Origin of the sequence: Streptomyces sp. NPDC058880 (assembly GCF_042742535.1) — a bacterium.
GTDB lineage: Bacteria > Actinomycetota > Actinomycetes > Streptomycetales > Streptomycetaceae > Streptomyces.
In genome coordinates this window covers 15,398-37,974 of record NZ_JBHYMC010000043.1, presented here as the reverse complement: position 1 = coordinate 37,974, position 22,577 = coordinate 15,398, and the positions used below count along the sequence as shown (strand labels likewise).

Here is a 22,577-nt window from a genome sequence, read left to right as displayed (position 1 = left end):
TTATGCACCGCTCATCGCCGCTGGTCGTGGGGGGTACCCGCCGGTAGTGGGCGGTGGGTGGCGTTGCTGCTTGCGCGGGACCGGCCCCCGGCGCGGCCGGCGCGCCGGGGGTGTCCACCGCTACTGGGGGAGCGTGGCGGGGGAGCCGCCGTTGGCCTCGTAGCCGGCCACCGCCAGGGCCCGGTACAGGGCGTACTGCGCCGCCGGATCCTCCGCCGCCGACCACGGCAGCGCGCCGACGTATCCGTCCACGTGGCGGACCTGCTCCATCGCCTCCGCCCACCGCTCCATGTTGACCAGGAACAGCAGCAGCAGGTGTCGTACGTGCGCCAGCATCGGGTCGTCCTGCCGGGCCGTGTGCACGGCGTACAGCGCACCCTCCACCGCCCGCGTGACGGCCTCGCTGCGGTAGAAACCGCTGCTCAGGATCACCTCCGGCAGGTTCTCGTACAGCGCGAACAGCGGCAGCGCCGCCAGCAGGGAGCCCTGCGGCGCGCGCGCGGCGGCCGCGTGCGAGAAGGCATCGGCCTTCTCCCGCGAGCCGTGCCACTTCGCGCACCAGTAGTGCAGCGCCGCCAGGTGCGCGCCCATGTGCTCCGGCGCCCGGTCGATGACCTTCGCCCACAGCTCGTCGAACTCCGCCTCCGGGTACGCCAGGCCGCGGGCGATCGCCAGCTCCGTGATGTACGGGACCGGGTCGCCCGGAGCCAGCAGCGCGGACTTGCGGCAGGCCTCCCGGGCCTCCTCCAGGATGATCCGGTGGTCGTCGGAGCCGACCCCGCCCGAGTGCCGCCACGCCTGCTGCACCAGCAGTTCCGCGTGCACCTGCGCGCCGCCCGCGTCCTTGTCCGCCTCCAGCCGCCACGCCTTCAGCCACTGGGCGCCCGCACCCGGCTGCGCCGCCAGCTCCAGCGCCGCCGCGCCGCCGAAGGCCTGCACGCGCTGCCAGCGCCGCTCGCCCTCCCGCGGTGTCCCGGCCAGCAGCTGCGAGGCCGCCTGCCACTGCCCGGTGCGCCGCACGTTGTCGAGGGCGTCCATCAGGTCCTGGTCCGGCCCGGGGATGCGGATGTCGAGGTCTTCCTGCCGCTCGAATCCGTAGTTCGCCGGGTCGGCCGCGTCGGGGCTGCCGGGCGCGACCAGGCGGATGCCGCCGCGCCGGCGCCGGACGTACGGGCCCACGACGAACAGGATCATGAGCACCGCGAACAGGAACCATAGAATCTCCATGCCTCCAGCGAACCAGACCGGAGGGCCGACAGGCGAACAGGGGGGGTGCACGCCGACCCTGGGCATAGCATCTGAGCATGAGCGACGACAGCCACGAGCACCAGAGCTTCGAGACCCGCGCGATCCACGCGGGCAACACCGCCGACCCGCAGACCGGCGCGGTCGTGCCCCCGATCTACCAGGTCTCCACCTACAAGCAGGACGGCGTCGGCGGCCTGCGGGGCGGTTACGAGTACAGCCGCAGCGCCAACCCGACGCGCACCGCGCTGGAGGAGAACCTCGCGGCGCTGGAGGGCGGCCGCCGCGGCCTCGCCTTCGCGTCCGGACTGGCCGCCGAGGACTGCCTGCTGCGCACGCTGCTCTCGCCGGGCGACCACGTGGTCATCCCGAACGACGCCTACGGCGGCACCTTCCGCCTCTTTGCGAAGGTCGTCTCCCGCTGGGGCGTGGAGTGGTCGGTGGCCGACACCTCCGACGCCGACTCCGTCCGCGCGGCCCTCACCCCGAAGACGAAGGTCATCTGGGTCGAGACCCCCTCCAACCCGCTGCTCGGCATCACCGACATCGCCGTCGTCGCCGACATCGCGCGGACCGCGGGTGCCAAGCTGGTCGTGGACAACACCTTCGCCTCGCCGTACCTGCAGCAGCCGCTGGCACTGGGCGCGGACGTGGTCGTGCACTCGCTGACCAAGTACATGGGCGGGCACTCCGACGTGGTCGGCGGCGCGCTCGTCACCGCCGACGAGGCGCTGGGCGAGGAACTGGCCTACCACCAGAACGCGATGGGCGCGGTGGCCGGGCCGTTCGACTCGTGGGTGGTGCTGCGCGGCATCAAGACCCTGGCCGTGCGCATGGACCGGCACGCGGAGAACGCTGCCAAGATCGTCGAGGTGCTCACGCGCCACCCGAAGGTCACCAAGGTGCTCTACCCGGGCCTGCCCGAGCACCCGGGGCACGAAATCGCCGCCAAGCAGATGCGCAACTTCGGCGGCATGGTGTCCTTCCAGGTCGCCGGCGGCGAGGAGGAGGCCGTCGCGGTCTGCGGCCGCACCAAGGTCTTCACGCTGGCCGAGTCCCTGGGCGGCGTCGAGTCCCTCATCGAGCACCCGGGCCGCATGACGCACGCGTCGGTGGCCGGTTCGGCGCTGGAGGTTCCGGCGGACCTGATCCGTGTCTCGGTGGGCATCGAGAACGCCGACGACCTGATCGCGGACCTGACCCAGGCCCTGGGCTGACCCCCGCGGGCCCCGCCGGACCCGGCCCGAACCCGGCGGGGTCCGGCACCCGGCCCGAACCCGGCGGGGTCCGGCACCGGGCCCTGCTGCGCCGGGCCCGGGCCGGCACACGGGCCGGCGCACGGGACTGCCCCCGGCTGGCCGCCCGCGGGCTACCAGCCTTCCAGGGGTGGCGAGATGCCGGTCGGCGGGCCCGCCCAGGGCCGGGCCAGGGAGGCCCAGACCACGAAGGCCACCGCGGCCGCGAACAGCACCGCCCAGCCGAACCTGCGCAGCGCCCGGCGCCGGCGCAGGAGCCGGTCCCCGCGGGCCGCCGCACCGGCGGCCAGGCCCGTCGGCACCACCGGGTACGGGCCTTCCAGCAGCTGCTTGACCTGGGCTTCCTTGCGGTCCGGGATCCCGCTCACGCCGCCTCCCGCGCCCGCAGCAGGGACACGGCCCGGTTGCAGAGCACGCGGACCCGCTCCACCGGCATCCCGAGTTGCGCCGCCGTGACCTCCTCCGCGAGCCCCTCGTAGAGCCGCAGCACGAGCACGAGCCGCTCGTTCGGGCTCAGCCGCGCCAGCACCCCCGCCCCGCCGTGGTGGCGCCAGCCGGTCCGGGCGAAGGCCGCGCACAGCTCGTGCCGGGTGAAGTCGTACGGGTCGTCCGCGCGCAACCGCCGCCAGTGCGCGTACGTGCGCGCCAACGCGCCCCCCAGCAGTCCGCGGGCCGCATCCGGGTCTCCGGTCAGCAGCACCGCGACGTGCAGGAGTCGCCCCGCCGCACCCGCGACGAAGGCCTCGAACTCTCCGTAGGAGCCCGCCGGTTGATCAACCACCCGCATATGCACATAGTGCGGCCGGTGGCACCGGTCAGGTCAAGAGGACGGACGGACTCCGCTCAGGAGGCGGGACCGGCTTCGGCCACGGCCGCCATCAGCTCCGACAGCGACAGGTTGAAGCGCGTCAGCAGCCCGGTGAAGGACTCGCGCTCGTCCTCGCTCCAGCCGTCCGTCACCCGGGCCATGAGTTCGCGCCGCGAGGAACGTACCTCCTCCAGCCGCGCCAGCCCCCGCGGGGACAGCGCGAGGACCACGGCCCGCCCGTCCTCGGGGTGGGAGGTCCGCTTGACCAGACCGCTGTCGACCAGCGGCGCGACCTGCCGGGTCACCGTGGAGGAGTCGATGCCCATCCCTCCGGCGAGCGCCTTCACGCCCATCGGGCCCTCCAGGTCGAGCCGGTTGAGCAGCAGGTAGGCGGCGCGGTCCATCGAGTTGCGGGCCTGGCCCACCCCTCCCAGACGGGTCTGCTCGGCGCGCCGGGCGAAGACCGCCACCTGGTGCTGGAGCGCGTCGAGGAGACCGGCTCCGGCGGGCGCTTCGGTCTGCACGGGCAGATCGGAATTGGCCGGGGAGGAAGGCATGGCCATGGGCTCTCTTCGCGTGGGTCCGACAGGGATGGGGGACAGAGTACGCGGCCCTGCGGCGGCTCGTACGCCGCGTACGAGAACTGGTGCGGCCCACGGGGACACCCGTCCCGCGGGTGTTCCGGTTGGCGAGATCTCGACCCTGATCCCAGACCTGCCCCGGACCCCCGCGGCGCGCGCCCCGGCCCCTCCCGCAGCCCCGCCGGACGCTCCGCGCCCGGCCGCGTCCGGGCTGCGAGACTGGCGGCATGAACTACCGCGTGCCCCAGCCCGTTCCCCAGGTCATCCTCGACGACGTCCGGGGGGCTCAGAAGATGCTGTCCGGCGTCTCCCGGGTCACGCCGATGGAAGGCAGCCGGCACCTGTCCGCACTCACCGGCTCGCCCGTCCACTTCAAGTGCGAGAACCTCCAGCGCACCGGATCCTTCAAGCTCCGCGGAGCCTACGTGCGCATCGCGGGTCTGCGTCCCGAGCAGCGGGCCGCCGGCGTCGTGGCCGCCAGCGCCGGCAACCACGCCCAGGGCGTGGCACTGGCCTCCTCGCTCCTCGGCGTCCGCTCCACCGTCTTCATGCCGGTCGGGGCGCCGCTGCCGAAGGTCGCCGCGACCCAGGAGTACGGGGCCGACGTACGGATGCACGGCCAGGTCGTCGACGAGACCCTTGCCGCGGCCCAGGACTACGCCGACCGCACGGGCGCCGTGTTCATCCACCCCTTCGACCACCGCGACATCATCGCCGGCCAGGGCACGGTCGGACTGGAGATCCTGGAACAGTGCCCGGAGGTGCGCACCATCCTCGTCGGCATCGGAGGCGGCGGGCTGGCCGCCGGAGTGGCCGTCGCCGTGAAGGCACTGCGGCCCGACGTGCGGGTCGTCGGGGTGCAGGCGGCCGGCGCGGCCGCCTACCCGCCCTCCCTCAAGGCCGGCCACCCGGTCTCGATCGACCACCCGAACACGATGGCCGACGGCATCAAGGTGGGCCGCCCCGGCGACGTCCCGTTCAGGATCATCGGCGAGCTCCTCGACGACGTGCGCACGGTGTCCGAGGACGCCCTCTCCAGTGCCCTGCTGCTGTGCCTGGAACGGGCGAAACTCGTCGTCGAGCCGGCCGGGTGCAGCACGGTCGCGGCCCTGCTCAGCGAGCCCGAGCGGTACGGGGCGGGCCCGGTGGTGGCCGTACTGTCCGGAGGCAACGTCGATCCGCTGCTGCTCCAGCGGATCCTGCGGCACGGCATGGCGGCCGCGGGCCGGTACCTGTCCCTGCGGTTGCGCGTGGCGGACCGGCCGGGTGCGCTGGCCGGTCTCCTGGGCGTGCTGTCCGTGGTCGACGCGAACGTGCTGGACGTGAGCCACGTACGGACCGACCCGCGGCTGGGGCTCACGGAGGTGGAGGTGGAACTTCACCTGGAGACCAAGGGACCGGAGCACTGCGCTGAGGTCGCGCGGACGCTGCACGGCGCGGGGTACAAGGTGATGGGCTGACCGACCGGGGGCGAACGGCGGCCGCGCAGGACCTGCCGTACGCGCAGGACCTGCCGTACAACAGGACCCCGGTACGGAGGATGCCCCGGCCGGAGAACCGGACGGGGCATCACATGCGGACCGAAGGTGATCGGGGGTGATCAGCCGGTGAAGGGCTTGACGTCCAGGATCTTGACCGAGGCCTTCTTGCCGTTCGGCAGCTCGTACTCGGCGTCCTCGCCGATCGCCTTGCCGAGCACGCCGGTGCCCAGAGGCGACTGCGGGGAATACGTCTCGAAGTCCCCGGAGGCGTACTCGCGCGACGCCAGGAGGAACTCCATGGTGTCGTCCTCGTCGCCGTCGAAGGCGATCTTCACGAGCGTGCCCGGCGCCACCACGCCGTCGGACGCGGGCGCGGTGCCGACCTTGGCGTTCTCCAGCAGCTGCGTGAGCTGACGGACCCGGAGCTCCTGCTTGCCCTGCTCCTCCTTGGCCGCGTGGTAACCGCCGTTCTCGCGCAGGTCGCCCTCCTCGCGGGCGGCTGCGATCTTCGCGGCGATCTCCGTGCGGGCGGGACCAGAGAGGTAGTCCAGCTCCGCCTTCAGCTGGTCGTACGCCGCCTGGGTCAGCCAGGTGACGCTCTCGCTCGTCTGGGTCACGGGTGCTCCTCGTCGGTACAGGGGACTACACGCCCGCCAGCGGCGGACGAAACCACGAGCCTAACAATTCGGGAAGAAAAGGGGGAGGACCCCAGAGGGCCATTGCCCCGCCGACGGCACTCCCATGCCTGGGGGCAGCGCCCGGAGGGACGCCTCCGGGGAGCGCCGCGGGCCGAGCGCTCCGACTCCGACCCCCGCCGGCGTATCCGCCGGAGTGTCCCGGCCGGGCGTCTCAGCCCGCGGCCCCGGCGGGCTGGCAGCCGATCAGCTCGATCATGGTGGCCCGTCCCGTGGTCTTCACCGAGACGACCTCGTCGACCCGCGACGCGTGCTGGGCGAAGGTGAAGTCGGCGCGGCCCACCTCGGCGTGCTGCTCGTCCTGCGAGACCATGGTGCACACTCCGGTGACCGAGGCGTCCTTGCGGACCTCCAGGTGCACCTTCACCTCGGTGTCCGAGATCACCTGGAACTTGATCACCTCGGCGCTCACGCTCCGGCCCGCGACGTAGTCCCAGCCGATCCAGCCGATCAGGCCCAGCAGCAGGGCCCCCGACACCGCTCCGATGATCTTGAGCTTCCGGTCGGTACGCTCGTCCGCCGACCGGCCGTACCGGCCCTCGGGCAGTCCCTCGCGCACCGCGCTCATGATCTTTGTCCTCTCGCTGGGGAGGGTGGGGCATCCCCGGAATTTTCCGTCCCCCAGTTCGGTCACTATAGAAGCCGAGTGTCGCGCCGAATCGCAGAGGATCCTGTTTTGACCGAGCAGCTTCGACTGATGGCCGTCCACGCCCACCCCGACGACGAGTCGAGCAAGGGCGCGGCAACGATGGCAAAGTACGTGTCCGAAGGCGTTCCCGTGATGGTCGTGACCTGCACGGGCGGCGAGCGGGGCTCCGTGCTGAACCCCAAGCTCCAGGGCGACGCGTACATCGAGGAGAACATCCACGAGGTCCGCGCCAAGGAGATGGAGGAGGCCCGCCAGATCCTCGGCGTCGAGCAGGAGTGGCTCGGCTACATCGACTCCGGACTCCCCGAAGGCGACCCGCTGCCCCCGCTCCCCGAAGGCTGCTTCGCCCTCGCGGACGTCGACGAGGCCGCCGGCGAGCTGGTGAAGAAGATCCGCGCGTTCAAGCCGCAGGTCGTCACCACGTACGACGAGAACGGCGGCTACCCGCACCCCGACCACATCATGACCCACAAGATCTCGATGGTCGCCTTCGACGGAGCGGCCGACACCGAGAAGTACCCCGAGGCCGAGTACGGCCCCGCCCACCAGCCGCAGAAGCTCTACTACAACCAGGGCTTCAACAAGCCGCGCACCATCGCCCTGCACGAGGCGATGCTCTCCCGCGGCCTGGAGTCCCCCTACGGCGAGTGGCTGGAGCGGTGGAAGGAGTTCGAGCGCAAGGAGCGGACCCTGACCACCCATGTCCCCTGCGCGGACTTCTTCGAGATCCGTGACAAGGCGCTCATCGCGCACGCCACGCAGATCGACCCGGACGGCGGCTGGTTCCGCGTGCCCATGGAGGTCCAGAAGGAGGTCTGGCCCACCGAGGAGTACGAGCTCGCGAAGTCGCTCGTCGACACCTCCCTCCCCGAGTCGGACCTCTTCGCGGGCATCCGGGAGAATGTGCAGCCATGAGCGCTACGCAGGCAGCACTGACCCAGCTCCTTCCCCTGGCGGGTGACACCTTCGACAAGAACAAGGTGACACCCGGCATCCTGGGCTTCATCGTGTTCGCGGCCCTCGCACTCGGCGTGTGGGCCCTGATGAAGTCCATGAACCGGCACATGGGCCGGGTGGACTTCGAAGAGGCCCCCGAAACGGGCCCCGCCGCCACCCCCGCCCCCACGGCCAAGCCGACGGCCTAACCGCCCGGACCCCGCCGCGCGCCGCCCCGCCCCCGACGACGGTGGGGCGGCGATCACGCGTGGGCACGGCCCCCTTGCCCGGCCGCGTCCCGCGCTCGTACGGGCCGGGGCCTGCGGTGGCCGGGCCGGGCCGTCGGACGCGCGCAGGGGTTCTCCCGCCGACGTCCCCGGCCCGTGTCGGTGACCGCCCGGCCCCCACCTCCGCGATGTCTCGGTGACCGCCCGGCCCGCACCTGGCCACACCGCCGTGACGGCGCGGTTCACACCCGCGGCACGCCCATGACCTCCCGCGATTGCAGGTCCGGCACCAGGCCCAGCCGCCACGCCTGCCAGCCCTCCGCCGGGTCCACGCCCCGGCCGAGGATCACGCCGTACGTCTCCAGGCACTCCTCCAACCGGCCGTCCCGCGCCGCATGCGGCGCCTCCGCCAGCCGTGCCAGCTCCGCCCGCGCCTCCTCCGGTACCCCCGGGCCCGCCAGCCCCACGTACGGCAGCAGCGTGCACCGCAGGAACCGCGCCCAGTCCTCCCCGCGCCGGTCCCCGTACGAGATGAACAGCCGGACCGCCTCCTCGCACAGCCTCAGCGCCTGCGACAGCCGCCCGTTGCCGGCGTCCACCACCGCCAGCTCCAGGCAGGTCCACGCCTCCCCGTGCGCCAGCCCGATCCGCTGGAAATCCGCCCGCGCGTCCACCAGCAGCTGCCGGGCGAAACCCGAGTTCTTCAGGTTCCCCGTCTGCGCCGCCCGCTGGTCCCGCGTCACCCGGCCCGAATGGTGCCGGGCGTGCGCCAGCCCGTACACGTCCCGCATCCGCGAGAACATCGTCCGCGCCCGTTCCAGCTCCCGCACCGCCCGGTCCCGCTCCCCGCTCACCTCCAGCGCCTGCCCCAGGTAGTACTGCGTCCACGCCTCCCCGCGGGCGTCCTCCGCCTCCCGGTGCCGCGCGAGCGCCTCCCGCAGCCGCTCCACCGCCGGCCCCGGATCCCCGGCCACCACGCGTGCCCGGCCCAGCTGCGTCAGCGCCCAGGCCTCACCACGGTCGTCCCGGGTCCGCCCGTACAACTGCAACGCCAGGTCCAGCTCCTTCTCCGCCCGCTCCACCTCACCGAACCGCAGGTGCACCTGCCCCAGCTGGAAGTGCGCCCACGCCTCACCGTGCACGCTCTCGCTCTCCCGGTGCAGCTCCAGCGACGTCTCCAGCAGCCGCGTCGCCTCCGCCAGGTGCGCCAGGTCCCGTTCCACCGCTGCCAGTGCGTGCAGCCCCCAGGCTCGGTCACCCGCCAGCTCCGCCGGCTCCTGCAGCACCAGTGCCTCCCGGATGCGTACCGCCGCCTCCGGCAGATTCCCCTGGTGGTGCAGCGTGATACCGAGCGAGACCAGCGCCATCGCCGCCCCCGCCTCCTGATGGGCCTCCATGTACTGGTCCACCACCGACGTCAGCGTGGTCCGCGCCTTGTCCAGCTCACCCAGCTGCCGCGCCGCGATACCCGTACGCCACTGCACCGACCGCACCAGCCGACCCTGCGGCCCCGCCTGATCCCGCCGGCCCGCCGCGACCGCCTGCGTCAGCTCGTCGATCTCACCCAGCCGGTACAGGTCCCCGCGCAGCAGACAGAAATCGCACAACGCCCCCAGCAGGTCCAGCACCGCCTGCTGGTCCACTCCCTCCGAATGCCGCAGCGCCGCCGTGATGAAGCTCGACTCGTCGTCCAGCCACCGCAGCGCCGCGTCCAGCGAGACGAAGCCGTGCCCCCCGAACTGGTTCGCCCGCGTCGACATCTTCCCGTCGACCATCCGGATCACCGAGTCCGCGAGCTGCGCGTAGTCACGGATCAGCCGCTCGTGCGCCGCCACGACCTCCGCCCGGTCCTCGTCCGCCGCCAGCCGGGCCGCAGCGTACGCGCGCACCGCGTCATGCATCCGGAACCGCTGCCCCCGCACCCGCTCGATCAGGCCCGCCTCCCACAGCTCCTCCAGCGTCCGCAACGCCGCCTGCTCCGGTACGTCGGCCAGCGCGGCCGCCGCCGCACCCCCCAGCGAGGCCCGCCCCGCCAGCGGCAACCGCCGCAGCAGCAGCCGGGCGGGCTCGGCCAACCGGGCATCGGCCGCCCGCAGCGCCGCCTCCACCGGATGCACCCCGGCGCCGCCCTCCCCGGCGGAAACCTCCACGCCCGCACCCACCAGCGGGGCCAGCATCCGCAGCGCGAGCGGCAATCCACCGCTCAGCCCCACCACCGACGCCACCGAAGTCGCGACACCCTCGGCGGCCGCCGCCTCCGGCGCCACCGCCCGCACCAACTCCGCCGCCGCGTCCCCGTCCAGCCGCTCCACCGGCAGCCGATGCACCCACGCCGCCAGATCCCCCGGCAACTCCAACGGCTCCCGCGCCGTCACCAGCACCAGACTCTCCGAACGCTCCGGCACCAGCATCCGCACCTGCGCCGCATCCACCGCGTCGTCGAGCAGCACCGTCACCGGCAACCCCCGCAGGTACTGGTGGTACAACTCGCCCAACCGCCGCACCTGCTGTTCCGCCGAGGCGCCCTCCCGGAACAGCAGCTGTTCACGCGGCGCGCCCAGCCGGTTCATCAGGTGCAGCAGAGCCTCCCGCGTCGACAGCGGAGCCTCGCCCGGCTCCCCGCCCGGCGCACCACCCCGCATGTCCACCAGGCACGCACCCCGGAACTGGTCCCGCAGCGCATGTGCCGCCCGCAGCGCCAGCGCCGTCCGGCCCACTCCCGGCTCCCCGTACAGCACCACCACCACCGGCCGGGTCTCCGTGCTCGCCCGTGCCGCCTGCACCCACTGCGCGATCCGGGTCAGCTCCGCCCGCCGCCCCGCGAACCGGTCGGCCACATCCGGCAACTGCCCGAACGAATGCTCCAGCGCACTGCGCCGCCTGGCCTCCGCACTGCGATCCACCCCGCGCAACGGCGGCCCGGCAGCCCGCGCCGACGACAACGTGACCGGCCGCGTCGCCCGCGGCGCACGCGCCGCCGCCGCCACCGCACGCTGCTGCTCCAGGAACGGACGTATCCCGCGCACCTCCAGCGCCGACAGCCACTGCAGCTTCAGCTGCTCCGCCCCGCCCGGCCGGCCCAGTTCCCCGGCCCGCCGGTTCGCCGCCGGCACGTGCAGTGCCGTCACCTTCGCCACCGTCGCCACCGCTCCGGCGATCCCCACGATGGCGCCCGTCGTGAGCGCCGTACCCGCAGCGACCCCCAGGGACAGGTCCGCCCCGACGGCCGCGGCGGCCGCGACCGCGGTCACCAGCGCCGCCGTCGAGGTGTTGCCCCGCCGGAACGCCTCGCCCAGCGACTGCTCCCCGGCCGCCGCCTCGTCCAACGCCCGTACGTACGCCTCGTACTCGGGAGCCGCGCTCGCGGCGAGCGCGTCCAGGGCCTCCCTGCCGCGCGCCAGCAGTGCCGCCCGGTCCACCACCGCCCCGCCCGCGGCATCCGCCGGGCCCGCCCCCCGCCGGACCGCCTCGTCCACGGCCCGCTCCAACAGCCGCTCGGCCTCACCACGATGGCTGTCCCGCATCGGCATCCCCCTCAGAGAGCTCCCGGCAACGTGCCCCAAGTGTCCTGCGGGACTCCCCCGCGCGCGAGGGAATCTGAGCTAGTTCAGAGGGAAGCGGACACTTCTTCGTGTAGGTGTGTCGAAATCCACCAACTCCCGTGTGCGCGACGCCGTATGGCGCCACGAGAGCTTCCCCTTCGCAGCGCCCTCGTGTGACGCCGTCTCCTTATCCGTGCGCCGACACACCCCAACGGCGACCGGGTTCCGCCGCACCCTCTCACCTGGGCTCCTTCCTGCGACGGTGTTCCGACCCGTGCGGCAGGACGGGCTCGTGCCGGATCGCCCTGCGACCGAGCGACGCTGATCTTCGACCACCCGACCGCCGCGGACGTGGCGAAACTGGTGCGCTCGCAGATGGAGGAATCCGACACCGGCGTGGTCGAGCAGGCAACGACCGGCGTGCGCGGCACGATCACCGACCTGGTGACGGCGGCGCACCGCCGCGGCGACCTGGCAGGGGCGATGCCCCTGCTGACCGCCGGCTCGGCCCTGATGAGCGCGTACTCTGTCGACGAGGCCGCCGCACAGCGCCCGGCCGCGCAGCTCCTGGCGCGCGGCGCTGCGGCACCGGTACTGGTCTGCATCCCCTCGTTCCTGGCAGGATCGGGCCCGCACCAGTTCGCCCGCCTGGCCCGCGAACTGGGCGGCGAGCGGCAGGTCAGCGCGTTGCGGCTGCCCGGTCTGCGCGCGGGCGACGACCTGCCGGCGACATGGGCTGCGGCGATCGAGAGCCTCGCGGTGTCCGTCGCGTCGGAACTTGAGCGAGGCCCGGTGGCGCTCGTGGGCTATTCGGCCGGCGGTGCGATCGCCCATGCGGTCGCCCGGCGGCTCGAGGACGACGGCTGCGAGCTCGCGGGCGTCGCGATGATCGACACCTATTCCCCGGAGGAGCACGAACTCAACCGCCTCGTGCTCACCGACGCGTTGGGGCAGATCCTGTCCCGGGACAACGCACTGACCCCCGTCGACGACCACGGCCTGGTCGCCATGGGCGGTCACGTACGGATATATCCGGAGCGGAAGGCCGAGCCGATCGCCGCGCCGACGCTGAATCTGCGGGCCACCGGGACGCTGAGCGGCTTCGGGGAAGCCGCCCCCGTCCCCGGCTGGCAACACAACGGACCGGCCGAGTACATCGAGGCAGATCACTTCTCGATCATCGAGGACCGGGCGGCGGAGACCGCCGCGCACCTGCGGCGCTGGCTCGATTCGCTCCGCGGCCACTGATATCGGGGGTGCCCTGGCCTCACGGTGCCGTCGACGTCCCTCGACGGCACCGGGAGGCCGGCGGGCTCACCGGGGACACGAGAGACCCACAGCCGCAACCCTCCGCACGTCACATCCTTCGACTCCTTCGACATGTAAATCAGGAGGCATGAAATCGCCCGTTCCGCAAATCTCTCCGAGGCATAAAAATTCGCTCTCGGCAAATCCGGTAGAGGCATACGGCGCGTTCGATCGCAATGACTTTCGGCGAGAAAGTCGGAGCTTGACAGTGTTGTGGGGCTTGCTTATATTCCAGTCGGTCAAGTTCCCGCCGTGCGATATCCGAAGGTGTTCATGGCCGCGCCTCCAGCGTTACCGAAGTCCCGGCAGCAGTTCATTCTTGCCATTCTCATGCTGTGTTCACTGCTGATTTGGATCGAAAATACCGTCCTGAGTACTGCGCTGGAGACCCTTGCGGACCCGGTCCGCGGGCTGGGGGCCGATCCCGGTCAGCTGCAATGGGCGACCGGTTCGTACACCCTGGCCTTCGCCACGCTGATGTTCACCGCAGGTGCCCTGGGCGACCGGTTCGGGCACCGGACCGTGTTCTCCAGCGGGTTGGCCGTCTTCGCCGTGTCCTCGCTCTGGGCGGCCTACGCAAGCGGTGCGGGCCAGCTGATCGCGGCCCGAGCCGCGATGGGGGTGGGCAGCGCACTGATCACGCCTGCCATGATGGCGATCCTGATGTGGACCTTCACCGGCCCCGCGCGGGCCGCCGCGATCGGTATCTTCTCGACGTCGGCCGGGGTCGGAATGGCGGCTGGCCCGGTGCTGGCGGGGTTCCTGCTCGATCATTTCTGGTGGGGCTCGGTCTTCCTGATCAATGTTCCGGTCGCGGTGGCGGCGTTCGTCGGGCTCGTCCTGCTGGTTCCGAACTTCCGCAGTCCCGTTCCGCGGCCGCTGGACCCCGCTGGAATGCTGCTGTCGATCAGCGGGCTCGTGGCGCTGGCCTACGGGCTGATCCGAGCGGGGCAGGTGGCGGAGTGGGGTCGCGCCGACGTGTGGGTGCCGATCTTCGCCGGCCTGGTCCTGCTCGCCGTTTTCGTGCTCGTCGAGCTGCGCCTCAAATCACCCAGCTTCGATCCGCGGCTGTTCGCGCAACGCGCGTTCGGCGGCGGCAATGTGGCGCTCGGACTGCTGCTCTTCGGTGTGGCCGCCATTACCTTCTACAACGCGTTCTACCTGCAGGGTGCGCTCGGGTTCTCGCCGATGAAGGCGGGTCTGGCCAACATCCCGACCGCTGTCGGCGCGCTCGCTGGGGCGCCCCTCGCCTCGCGCCTGGTCCGCAGCCTCCCGCTCCGCCCCGTTGCCGTGCCGGCGTTGACCGTGGCCGCGCTCACCATGGGCGCGTACGGGTTCCTCGGACTCCACACTCCGCTCATCTGGATCGAGCTCCTGCTGTTGGTACAGGGCCTGGCGATCGGCATGGTGATCGGACCCGTCACAGCCGCGCTGATCAGCGACCTGCCGCTGGAACAGGCCGGTGCAGGATCGGCCGTCACCAACACCGTGCGACAGACTGGCAGCGTGATCGGGATCGCCGTGGGCGGCACGATCATGTCGATCACGTACCGGCGTGCGATCGAACCCTCGCTGGAGGGCGCATCCGGCCCGGTGCAGGATCGGGCACGGGTCTCCGCCGAGCAGGCCCGCCACGTCGCCGCCGCCATCGACCAGCCCTCTCTCGCTCAGGCCGCCGACGACGCCTTCATCCACGCCATGCACGTCGGCGCGGGCTGGATCGCGGCCATCGCATTCCTCGGAGCGGCTGTGCTGCTGATCACCTTGCCCGCTGCCGGAAGGAAGAAGGCCCCGACACCGGAGCCCGACCACGAAGAGGCCCGCACCTCCCCGTCACGACCCACCGCGTCATGGGAGACCCCTGTTGTCGAAAACCAGTGATCCCGCAATCCGCGCGCTCGAATCGGAGCGCGACTACGTGTCCTCCTTGTACACACTGCTCACCGAGCGGCTTTCCGAGGCGCGGGCACAACGGGCGAGTGTGCTGAAGGGTCCGGCGGACAGCGCCCGCGAGGCATACGAGAGGGAACTCGCCGCCGAGCGCCTGGCCAAGGAGATCGGCCGGCTGGAGGGAGCCGAGAAGGGGCTGGTCTTCGGGCGCATCGACTGGACGGACGGTACGGCCCTGCGCATCGGGCGGATCGGGCTGCACACGGAGGAGGACGACCTGCCTCTGCTCGTGGACTGGCGCGCGAACGCGGCACGGCCCTTCTACGAGGCGACACCGGTCCACCCGATGGACCTGCGGCGGCGCCGACACCTGCGCCTGGAGGACCGCACCGTCGTCTCGGTGAGTGACGAACTGCTGGACGGGACCGCCCCGACCGACGAAGACGTCGTGGGGGACGGCCCGTTGACCGAGGCCCTGTCGGCACGGCGTACGGGCAGGATGCACGCGGCCGTCGCGACGCTGCAGGCCGAGCAGGACGAGATCGTCCGCTCCGCCCACCGCGGGGTGACCGTGGTGCAGGGCGGACCCGGCACCGGCAAGACGGTGGTGGCCCTGCACCGGGCGGCCTACGTCCTGTACGCGTTCCCGCGCGCCGCGGAGGAGGGCGTCCTGGTGGTCGGCCCGAACCCCCGGTTCATCGACTACATCTCCCAGGTCCTTCCCTCGCTCGGAGAGAACGACGTCGTTCTGGCCACCTGTCGGGAACTGGCCGGAGTGTCCACGGACACGGTGGGCCCGTTCGACACGGCGCGCCTCAAGGGAAGTTCCGACCTCGCCGACGCCCTGGGCGGCCTACTGCGCGTGCACCAAGCCCCTGCCGGCGGTTTCACCGTGCGGGTCGGACAGGAGCCGGTTCACCTCTCCGGCGAGGAAGTCGCCAGGGCACGCGACGCCGCCGTGGCAGCCGTGGTGGGGCACAACCCCGCGCGCCAGGTGTTCAAGGAGCTCTTGGTCGACGCAGTCACCGACACGATGCAACGAGACATGGGCGACCTCCTGGAGCAGATCGACGCCGATGCCGAAAGAATGACGGGCCTCAACCTCGACCGGTTCACGGGTGCCGCCCAGCGTCGCGTCGAGGGTGCGGCCGACCCGGGGCCGGCCCACGAGCTGGACCTGGACGCCATCCGAGCCGATCTGCTCGACGACGCCGGCGTCGACGGAGCCGTCGAGGCTCTGTGGCCGCGGCTGGTACCCGGTGACCTCGTGAAGGCGCTCCTGACGAACGCCGACGCTCTCGCCGAGCGCCTGCCCTGCCTGAGCGCGCAGGAGCGGTCCCTGCTGCTGCGCGGTCCGGACGACCCGTGGACCGATGCCGACGTGCCGTTGCTGGACGAAGCGGCGAGCCTGGTCGACGGTCCCCCCGAGCGGACGTACGGGCACGTCGTCGTCGACGAGGCGCAGGAACTGACCGCCATGCAGTGGCGGATGATCGTCCGCCGCTGCCCGTCGAGGGCGATGACGCTGGTGGGCGACTTCGCCCAGGCGGGCCCGGTCGCGACGGCACGGGACTGGAAGGAAGCACTGGGCCCCCACGTCGGACCGCGGTTCAAACTGCACAACCTGACTGTCAGTTACCGCACGACGCAGGAGATCCTGGAGAGCGTCCGGGACCTGCTGACGCGGATCGATCCGGACCAGAAGCCCACACGCTCACTGCGAAGCGGTGAAAGCCCCCGCACCGTGACCACGGAACCCGACGGGTTGGTCACCGCCGTCGTCGAGGAACTACGTGCCCAGAGCACCGCCCACCGGGGGGAGCTCCTGGGAGTGGTCTGCGCGGACACCAGGGTGGACGAGCTGACGGCCCGGGGCGTCGCCCGCCACGCACGCATCGTGCCGGCGTCCGAAGCACGCGGCCTGGAGTTCGACGGGGTCGTCGTCATGAACCCCGAGGAAATCATCACGAACCGCCCCGGTGGGGAAAGGGACCTGTACGTGGCCCTGACCCGGGCCACCAAGCGCCTCTGCACCGTCACCGTCCGGCCCGCCTGACGGCTCGGCGCCCGCGGCGCGGCCGCGGGCGCACCCGGCGGGGTCGGCCGCGCCGACGCGTTTCACTTCTCGGGCTCCGGCTGCATCGCGGCGCACACCCACAAGTACGGCTCGGGCAAGTTGCCCATCGAGCCGGCCGGCGGGCGGACTTACATGCTCGACCTTGACGAGCTGCCCCGGCCCGAGGCTGACGCGCTCTGACCGCACCACCTGGCTCATCGTCTGAGTAGTCGACCTTGATCGGTTCGCGCTTCGGTGTCGTATGGTGCGCAACAGCCCCTGGCCTCTGGCCCCAGGCGACACGCGGCTCCTTGTTCGGCGCGGACAGGCTTGAGCCGGTCGGCTCTTGGGAAACTTCGCATGCCGTTGCAGCACACCCTCATCTGTCACCGCAGGCTCTCCACGTGGGGCGACGTCTCAGCCAGGGCCGCTACGGGATCGTGAAACCGGACCGGAGTAGCGGCCGCTCGTGGTCTCACGGGCCAGGACGGCCGGTTTTCCGGAGAGCGACCGGGCCACGAGCCGCCCCACTCCGGGCAGTCCGGACAGTCGCATGGCCGCCCGCCTGGCGCGCAGGCGCGACGGCGACGCGGGGAGGAACCACTCGGCCGCCGCCCTACCCGCCTCCTGCTTGTCCAGGGTCACAGGGCGCCAGCGCTGCTCGTATGCGGCCAGCCCGGCCGCCACGGTCGAGGCCCGGCCGAGTTCTTCGGCCAGCACGTACGCTCCGGCGACCCCGAGCGAGGCCCCCTGGCCCGCGAGCAGGGACACGGCGTAGGCGGCGTCTCCGACCAGCACCGTGCGCCCCCTGCTCCAACGGTCCATCACGATCTGCGCCACCTGGTCGTAGTACACCTCGCTGGACGGAGGGCACTTGCGCAAGGCGCGCGGGACGACCCAGCCGAGCCCGTCGTAGGCCTGGCGTACGGCTTCCCGGGTGTCGCGTGGAACGTCTCCGCTCTCGGACCGGTGCACGCCGAAGGCGGCGACCCGCCCGTCGCGCAGGCCGTAGAGCCCCATCTGGCGATCGACCGTGTCGGTCAGGCAGAGCCGGCCCCGCACCTGCTCGAAGACGTCCGGGTCGTCGAAGACGTAGGCGGCCGTGTGGAACCCCCGGTACTTCAGGAAGGACGCCTCGCCGCCGAAGACCAGCCCGCGCACGGTGGAGTGGACGCCGTCGGCGCCGACCAGCAGGTCGGCCCGTTCGACGCTGCCGTCGACCAGGGTCACGCGCACCTCGTCGGGCGCCTCCTCGATGCTCGCGGGGCCGGTGCCGAAGCGCAGGTCCACGCCTGGAGGGAGCGTCTCGCGCAGCGCCAGCTCCAGGTCGGGTCGCATGATGCTCATCAGCCGCCCGCCGAGCGCGCGCGAGAACTGGGTGTAGTCCAGGCCCGCGCGGCGACGCCCGTGCTCGTCGACGAAGCTCGCCTCGTCGATGCGGTAGGCCAGCTCCGTCAGCCGCGGAAGGAGCCCCATGGCCTCCATCGCGTCGTACCCCGGGCCGAAGAAGTCGACCATGTACCCCTGGGTCCGGGGGCCGGGGGCCTTCTCCAGCACCACGACGTTCCAGCCCAGCGCGTCCAGTCGACGTGCCAGGGCGAGCCCTGTGATCCCCGCCCCGCAGATCACTGCTTTCATGCCGTATCACCTGTTCCCTCGGCGGTCAGTCCTCCGCCGTAGACGGCCAGTACTTCCGGCGCCCAGCGTTCGAGGCCCGCGGCGGACAGTGGGTCGGTCCCCAGGACCTCGGTCAGCCGCGGTCGCAGGAGGAGCAGCGCGAGGTCGTTGACGAGCAGGAACGCGGCCCGCACCTGCGGATCGCGGCCGCGTGCGGCCTGACCGGCCCGCTCCATCTCCTCCAGGGTCCGCAGGCTGAGCTCGAAGAGCCGGCGGAAAAGGGTCCGGCCGGCTTCGGAGCCCGACATCAGCAGCCGCCCCAGGTAGGCGGGGACCGGCGAATCCTCGGGCAGATGACGCAGTACGGCGGCCCCGAGGGAATGCGCCTGCCCCCCGGCCTGCTCGGCGCCCTCGGGACCGTGCGTCGAGACCTCGCCAAGTACCGCCTCGAAGACGGCGACCACATGCCGGTCGACGTCCTGCCGCAGCCCGTCCTTCGAACCGAAGTGGTGCAGTACGAGCCCCGGTGACACGCCGGCGGCCTGCGCGATCTGCCGTACGGACACCGCATCGGGCCCGGACTCCGCGAAGAGTCGGAGAGCCTCGTCGCGCATGACGGCGCGGCTCGTCCGGTCGTTGCCGTCTCTCATGGTTGAACGCATGTTCAGCATTCTAAACAATCGTTCAGTCCGCGGGCAAGGGGGTGCCGGGGCGGGGTCTGTTCCGTAGCCGGTGGTGGCGGGGGTGTGATCCGCCCGGGATCCGGTGGCGGAGGAGTGGAGCCGTTGCGGTGCGGCAGAGTGAGGGCGGCGCCGACCGTGGAGCGGTCCTTACGCGTCCCCGAGATCGACCGTGAGGGAGAAAGGTGCGGTGGCCTTCACTGCGCCGGTGAACATCTCGCCCTCCCTGTAAGCCCTGGTGGCAGGGTCGAGGACGTACGTATAGACGAGCGGGACACCGGTGGCGGCCTGCTCGACCCTCCAGTAGAAGGGGATGCCGGCCTTGGCGTACTGGTCGACCTTCACGATCCGGTCGGTGGTCTCCGAGCCGGGCGACACGACCTCGACGACCAGGAGCACGTGCTCGGGCCGGGTGGGCGTGAGGTCGATGGTCTCCGCCCGGTACACGGTGACGTCTGGACGGCGGTTGGTGAGCGGGACGTCCTGCAGGCGGACGTCGAAGTCCGTGTCGGCGTTCCAGTCCGGGCCTGCGGCGGCGTCCAGGGCATTGGCCAGGAGTCGAGCCAGCCGTTTGTGGCGCTTGGAGGCGCTCGGGCTCACGACGACCATCCCGTCCACGATCTCGATGCCGGCGCACTGCTCCTCGGACCAGGAGTCGTACTGTTCCACGCTGATCTGTGTGTGCATCCACGCGGGCGCCACCATCTCGGCGGTCATGAAGTGCCTCCTTCGAGGATGCGGTGCTGCTCGCCTCAGCGTACTGCCCGCTTCCGGTCGGGCACCGGCTTTGGGTCGGGGCAGAACCTTCAGCGTCCGCAGGGCGACCAAGGTGCAAAAGGGGCGATCCGCATTAACCGTGTGATGGCGCATGAGTGTAAATCGGCCAAGTAGGGCGGGGGCTTGCGGGCCGAACCGGCAGCGCCGTGTCGGCGTGAGACGCTGGGCCGTATGAACCGGTTGGCTGGTATGACCTCGCCTTATCTGCTTCAGCACGCTGACAATCCGGTCGACTGGTGGCCGTGGGGACCCGAGGCGTTCGAGGAAGCGAAACGGCGCGATGTACCCGTTCTGTTGTCGGTCGGATACCCTGCGTGTCATTGGTGCCAATGAACTTACACAACCAGGTAGTCCTGACCTGGGACGTTTCCAGAGGGTAGTCACGTGGGAGCGTACGGTGAGCCGCTAGGTGGAGACATTGGCGCCTGGGGCGAAGGCCAGCTGGCAGCTTCTCCCGAGTGGACGTCCGAGCGAGTAGTCGTTGCCGCTGTTGCTTGGCTAGAGGGCGTAAGCGCACGACGATGGCCCGCACTCGAGACCGAGGGTGGGATCAGCCAGCCGTGATCAGGCCATGGGCTGAAACGGAGCCGACCACAGCGCGGCGGCAACCGGGGTCCAGCCGCAATCGGTCCGGGCATCGCCGAGAGCGGCTGCCGCCACCACATTCTCGTTCTTCACCACGCCTCAACCTGAGGTTGGAAAGCCTCAGAGGCTGCTCAGCACCTCGCTCAGGTCGTGGGTGAACGACTGCCATGATGCGAGCTGCTTGACGGGACCCTCGCGATCTAGCATCTGGAGGAGTCGCGCGCGGTTCTCTGAGAAGCGCGCCTGGACTTTCTTGAGGCCGCGGCCCTTCTCCTCGCTGGCCGTGGCGATGGCTTGCTTGAGCAGTGCTTTCGGGTCCGCCACGGACTCCGCCCGGTTCGGTTTCGGAAGGTCGAGTGAAACTCTGCCGTTGGGGTTCCCCGCCACCTCCCGGATCGCCCTAGGGTCGAGGATCAGCCAGGCCTCCAGCATGCGCACGGGGATCACGGGCACGTGGGCCAAACTGGGGTTCACCGAGGCCACCGCGGCGGCGATCTCATCGCGACGTGTCTGCGGAGGATTGCCGTCGGAGTCGCGGTGGACCACTACCAGGTCGTACTCGTCTGCGTCGTGGCTGAGCTGCCGCGCGGCTCGCAGTTTGTCTCCGACCGAGTGCCCAGGCTTGTTCGGCAGGCGGTGCAGGTCCGGCACGGTTACGTGGATCTCCCGGCCAGTCTCCACCGCGATCCCCTCGATGTGAAAGCGCAGGCCGGTGTCGCTGGATCCCTCGCAGAGGTAGAGGGCGCGAAGGGTCACGAGGCGCTCTCCTCAAGAGTCAGCCGGGCCTGTGGAGGAGAAGTGAGGTACGCAAGGATGTCGGCCACTGTGCCGTAGCCCTTCTCCACACCGCCTGCACGCCAAGTGCCGGCCAGCGGCCGGAGCCGCAAGGCGCGCGCGGTCTTGCTTCCCTCCCTGGGAACGGTGGCCGTGTCGGCGATGAGCAGGTCCGCAGGATCGACGAGTTGCACGACCCCTGGTGAGTGCGTGTTGATCAGGACCTGCCGGAAGGGGTTGTCCTCGTCCACTGGCTCGGAGGGGTCCACCGCCAGATCCCGGACGAGGTTCACCATGGCGAGGAGGTTGGCCGGGTGAATGCCGTTCTCCGGCTCCTCCATGCAGAGCAGGCCCTGCGCGCTGGGGTCCTCCAACAGCACGCAGAGGGCCAGGAAGCGCAGGGTCCCCTCAGACAGGCTACGAGCTGGCAGTTCCATGCCGTCGATCTCGTGGAGCTTGATCGTGAGCAGCTCACGTGTGTCATCGGCCTCGACGTGCAGCGTGCGTACGTGCAGGCCCGACAGGTCCGACAGGCGTCCCGCGACCCGCGAGTAGACCCGCGCGGGATCGTCCGGGGACTTCTCCCGAGCGATCCGGTCCAGGCTCCGTGGCAGGTGCAGGCCATCGGGCTGCATTGTGCTGGGGTCCTGATAGCGGTCCGAGGTGCGCAGGGCCGAAGGCTCAAGGGCCAGCCGTCGCCAGGATTGCATCTCCCGTCTGGCCGCCAGAATGGTGGGGTCGTCGTTCCGGTTGATCGTGGAGAGCATGGTCCCAGGTGCCCGGCTCGCAGGCGCGGGACGGGGCTGGCCCCTGCGGCCGTCGGCGTGGATCTGGACGACGGCATCGCCTGTGTCGAGAGACGTGGAGATGTAGGGGGCAGTAGACGGGCGGCCGCGAACCACGGTGTTCCGAAAGCCCTTGGCACTGTGCGGAAACCGCAGTTGCGACGCGGCATCACGGGGCCTGATCTTGCTGAGATCCTCGTACAGCAGCGTCAGTCTGCCGCCGCGCTCCCCGCCTTGCGGTGGTTGGTAGCCGAGCCTGAGCTCGTAGCGCAGAAACGTGGACGTCGGCTCGGCGAGTCGGCCGAAGTCGTCCTCTACTTCCCCGGGGATGATCATCTCCGCGGCGAACGTCATCAGATGCTCGCCCTCCGCGTAGCCGTTCCAGAACAGGTCGCGCGCGTCACCATGCAGCGAACCATGGGTCCCGCGCACAGCCTGGGCAGCCTCGATCATGGAACGGTCGGCGAGCAGGCTCAGAAACTGGATCGCGTCGAAGACGTTCGACTTTCCCGTGCCGTTCTCCCCCGCGATACAGGTGAAGGGACCGAACTCGACCCTGAGATCCAACAGATTCTTGAAGCCATCGACTTCGAGTCGCGTCAGCATGTATCCCCTCGATGGTCTACCCCGGCCTGACCCAGGTACCCGCGGTTGCCGACTGGGTCGTGTGCCGGTGCGCACAGAA

General features: G+C 71.1%; 19 protein-coding genes and 1 pseudogene. 8 read left to right on the top strand and 12 right to left on the bottom strand.

Going from position 1 to position 22,577, the window contains the following annotated elements; all coding sequences use genetic code 11:
• Window positions 1–120 precede the first annotated feature (120 nt).
• The gene (locus tag ACFW2G_RS22640) at window positions 121–1,227 is read right to left on the bottom strand and encodes a hypothetical protein (protein WP_037919249.1); all 1,107 of its coding nucleotides are present in this window, start codon (window positions 1,225–1,227) and stop codon (window positions 121–123) included.
• 77 nt (window positions 1,228–1,304) lie between these two features.
• On the opposite strand from ACFW2G_RS22640, the gene ACFW2G_RS22635 reads away from it, so the two are divergent.
• Window positions 1,305–2,462: a cystathionine gamma-synthase gene (locus tag ACFW2G_RS22635; protein ID WP_037919254.1), complete on the top strand. Its 1,158-nt coding sequence runs from the start codon at window positions 1,305–1,307 to the stop codon at window positions 2,460–2,462.
• A gap of 152 nt (window positions 2,463–2,614) precedes the next feature.
• On the opposite strand, the gene ACFW2G_RS22630 is transcribed toward ACFW2G_RS22635, so the two are convergent.
• Genes ACFW2G_RS22630 through ACFW2G_RS22620 form a run of 3 tightly spaced genes read right to left on the bottom strand, consistent with a single transcriptional unit; the run spans window position 2,615 to window position 3,866 of the window.
• A complete protein-coding gene (locus ACFW2G_RS22630) occupies window positions 2,615–2,869 on the bottom strand; it encodes a hypothetical protein (protein ID WP_037919255.1) in 255 nt (84 codons plus the stop codon).
• Window positions 2,866–3,288, bottom strand: a complete 423-nt coding sequence (locus ACFW2G_RS22625) for a sigma factor-like helix-turn-helix DNA-binding protein (RefSeq protein WP_370466476.1) — start codon at window positions 3,286–3,288, stop codon at window positions 2,866–2,868. Before ACFW2G_RS22625 ends, ACFW2G_RS22630 begins: the two co-directional genes overlap by 4 nt.
• A gap of 56 nt (window positions 3,289–3,344) precedes the next feature.
• Window positions 3,345–3,866 carry a MarR family winged helix-turn-helix transcriptional regulator gene (locus ACFW2G_RS22620; RefSeq protein WP_052030326.1) on the bottom strand — a complete coding sequence of 174 codons (522 nt, stop codon included), beginning with the start codon at window positions 3,864–3,866 and terminating at the stop codon, window positions 3,345–3,347.
• Between the two features lie 251 nt (window positions 3,867–4,117).
• Between ACFW2G_RS22620 and ilvA the strand changes: the two genes are divergently transcribed.
• Window positions 4,118–5,350, top strand: a complete 1,233-nt coding sequence (ilvA, locus tag ACFW2G_RS22615) for a threonine ammonia-lyase (RefSeq protein WP_037919256.1) — start codon at window positions 4,118–4,120, stop codon at window positions 5,348–5,350.
• Window positions 5,351–5,490: 140 nt separating this feature from the next.
• On the opposite strand, the gene greA is transcribed toward ilvA, so the two are convergent.
• Both greA and ACFW2G_RS22605 read right to left on the bottom strand, forming a co-directional pair.
• On the bottom strand, window positions 5,491–5,988 hold the full coding sequence (gene greA / locus ACFW2G_RS22610; protein WP_037919257.1) for a transcription elongation factor GreA: 498 nt from the start codon (window positions 5,986–5,988) through the stop codon (window positions 5,491–5,493).
• Window positions 5,989–6,220: 232 nt separating this feature from the next.
• A complete protein-coding gene (locus ACFW2G_RS22605) occupies window positions 6,221–6,634 on the bottom strand; it encodes a DUF4307 domain-containing protein (protein WP_037919260.1) in 414 nt (137 codons plus the stop codon).
• Between the two features lie 108 nt (window positions 6,635–6,742).
• Here ACFW2G_RS22605 and mca point away from each other — a divergent pair, with 108 nt between their 5' ends.
• Both mca and ACFW2G_RS22595 read left to right on the top strand, forming a co-directional pair.
• The gene (mca, locus tag ACFW2G_RS22600) at window positions 6,743–7,630 is read left to right on the top strand and encodes a mycothiol conjugate amidase Mca (protein WP_384582569.1); all 888 of its coding nucleotides are present in this window, start codon (window positions 6,743–6,745) and stop codon (window positions 7,628–7,630) included.
• A complete protein-coding gene (locus ACFW2G_RS22595; protein ID WP_384454880.1) occupies window positions 7,627–7,860 on the top strand; it encodes a hypothetical protein in 234 nt (77 codons plus the stop codon). The genes mca and ACFW2G_RS22595 overlap by 4 nt, the downstream gene beginning before the upstream one ends.
• A 260-nt stretch (window positions 7,861–8,120) precedes the next feature.
• Here the strand turns inward: ACFW2G_RS22595 and ACFW2G_RS22590 are convergent, their stop codons facing one another.
• A complete protein-coding gene (locus ACFW2G_RS22590; RefSeq protein ID WP_384582572.1) occupies window positions 8,121–11,402 on the bottom strand; it encodes a tetratricopeptide repeat protein in 3,282 nt (1,093 codons plus the stop codon).
• A 369-nt stretch (window positions 11,403–11,771) separates the two neighbouring features.
• Between ACFW2G_RS22590 and ACFW2G_RS22585 the strand changes: the two genes are divergently transcribed.
• The 3 genes from ACFW2G_RS22585 to ACFW2G_RS22575 all read left to right on the top strand — a co-directional run bounded on the left by ACFW2G_RS22585 (window position 11,772) and on the right by ACFW2G_RS22575 (window position 16,674).
• Window positions 11,772–12,668, top strand: coding sequence for an alpha/beta fold hydrolase (locus ACFW2G_RS22585; protein ID WP_384450660.1), 897 nt, complete (start codon window positions 11,772–11,774; stop codon window positions 12,666–12,668).
• A 312-nt stretch (window positions 12,669–12,980) separates the two neighbouring features.
• Window positions 12,981–14,609 (top strand): MFS transporter, encoded by a 1,629-nt coding sequence (locus ACFW2G_RS22580; protein WP_384582575.1) that lies wholly within the window; start codon window positions 12,981–12,983, stop codon window positions 14,607–14,609.
• A 37-nt stretch (window positions 14,610–14,646) separates the two neighbouring features.
• The gene (locus ACFW2G_RS22575) at window positions 14,647–16,674 is read left to right on the top strand and encodes a HelD family protein (protein WP_384450834.1); all 2,028 of its coding nucleotides are present in this window, start codon (window positions 14,647–14,649) and stop codon (window positions 16,672–16,674) included.
• A gap of 417 nt (window positions 16,675–17,091) precedes the next feature.
• Here the strand turns inward: ACFW2G_RS22575 and ACFW2G_RS22570 are convergent, their stop codons facing one another.
• From ACFW2G_RS22570 to ACFW2G_RS22560, 3 genes are all read right to left on the bottom strand, one after another.
• Window positions 17,092–18,312, bottom strand: a complete 1,221-nt coding sequence (locus ACFW2G_RS22570; protein WP_384582578.1) for an FAD-dependent oxidoreductase — start codon at window positions 18,310–18,312, stop codon at window positions 17,092–17,094.
• Window positions 18,309–18,953 carry a TetR/AcrR family transcriptional regulator gene (locus ACFW2G_RS22565; RefSeq protein WP_384582581.1) on the bottom strand — a complete coding sequence of 215 codons (645 nt, stop codon included), beginning with the start codon at window positions 18,951–18,953 and terminating at the stop codon, window positions 18,309–18,311. Before ACFW2G_RS22565 ends, ACFW2G_RS22570 begins: the two co-directional genes overlap by 4 nt.
• Before the next feature lie 168 nt (window positions 18,954–19,121).
• Complete coding sequence (locus tag ACFW2G_RS22560) at window positions 19,122–19,688, bottom strand: Uma2 family endonuclease (protein ID WP_384681027.1); 567 nt, start codon at window positions 19,686–19,688, stop codon at window positions 19,122–19,124.
• Between the two features lie 231 nt (window positions 19,689–19,919).
• Here ACFW2G_RS22560 and ACFW2G_RS22555 point away from each other — a divergent pair.
• A pseudogene (locus ACFW2G_RS22555) lies at window positions 19,920–20,075 on the top strand (DUF255 domain-containing protein); the annotation flags it as partial.
• 378 nt (window positions 20,076–20,453) lie between these two features.
• On the opposite strand, the gene ACFW2G_RS22550 reads toward ACFW2G_RS22555, so the two are convergent.
• Together ACFW2G_RS22550 and ACFW2G_RS22545 are read right to left on the bottom strand one after the other, a co-directional pair.
• Window positions 20,454–21,089, bottom strand: coding sequence for a hypothetical protein (locus ACFW2G_RS22550; RefSeq protein WP_384585367.1), 636 nt, complete (start codon window positions 21,087–21,089; stop codon window positions 20,454–20,456).
• Window positions 21,086–22,498 carry an AAA family ATPase gene (locus ACFW2G_RS22545; protein ID WP_384585364.1) on the bottom strand — a complete coding sequence of 471 codons (1,413 nt, stop codon included), beginning with the start codon at window positions 22,496–22,498 and terminating at the stop codon, window positions 21,086–21,088. The genes ACFW2G_RS22550 and ACFW2G_RS22545 overlap by 4 nt, the downstream gene beginning before the upstream one ends.
• Window positions 22,499–22,577 lie beyond the last annotated feature (79 nt).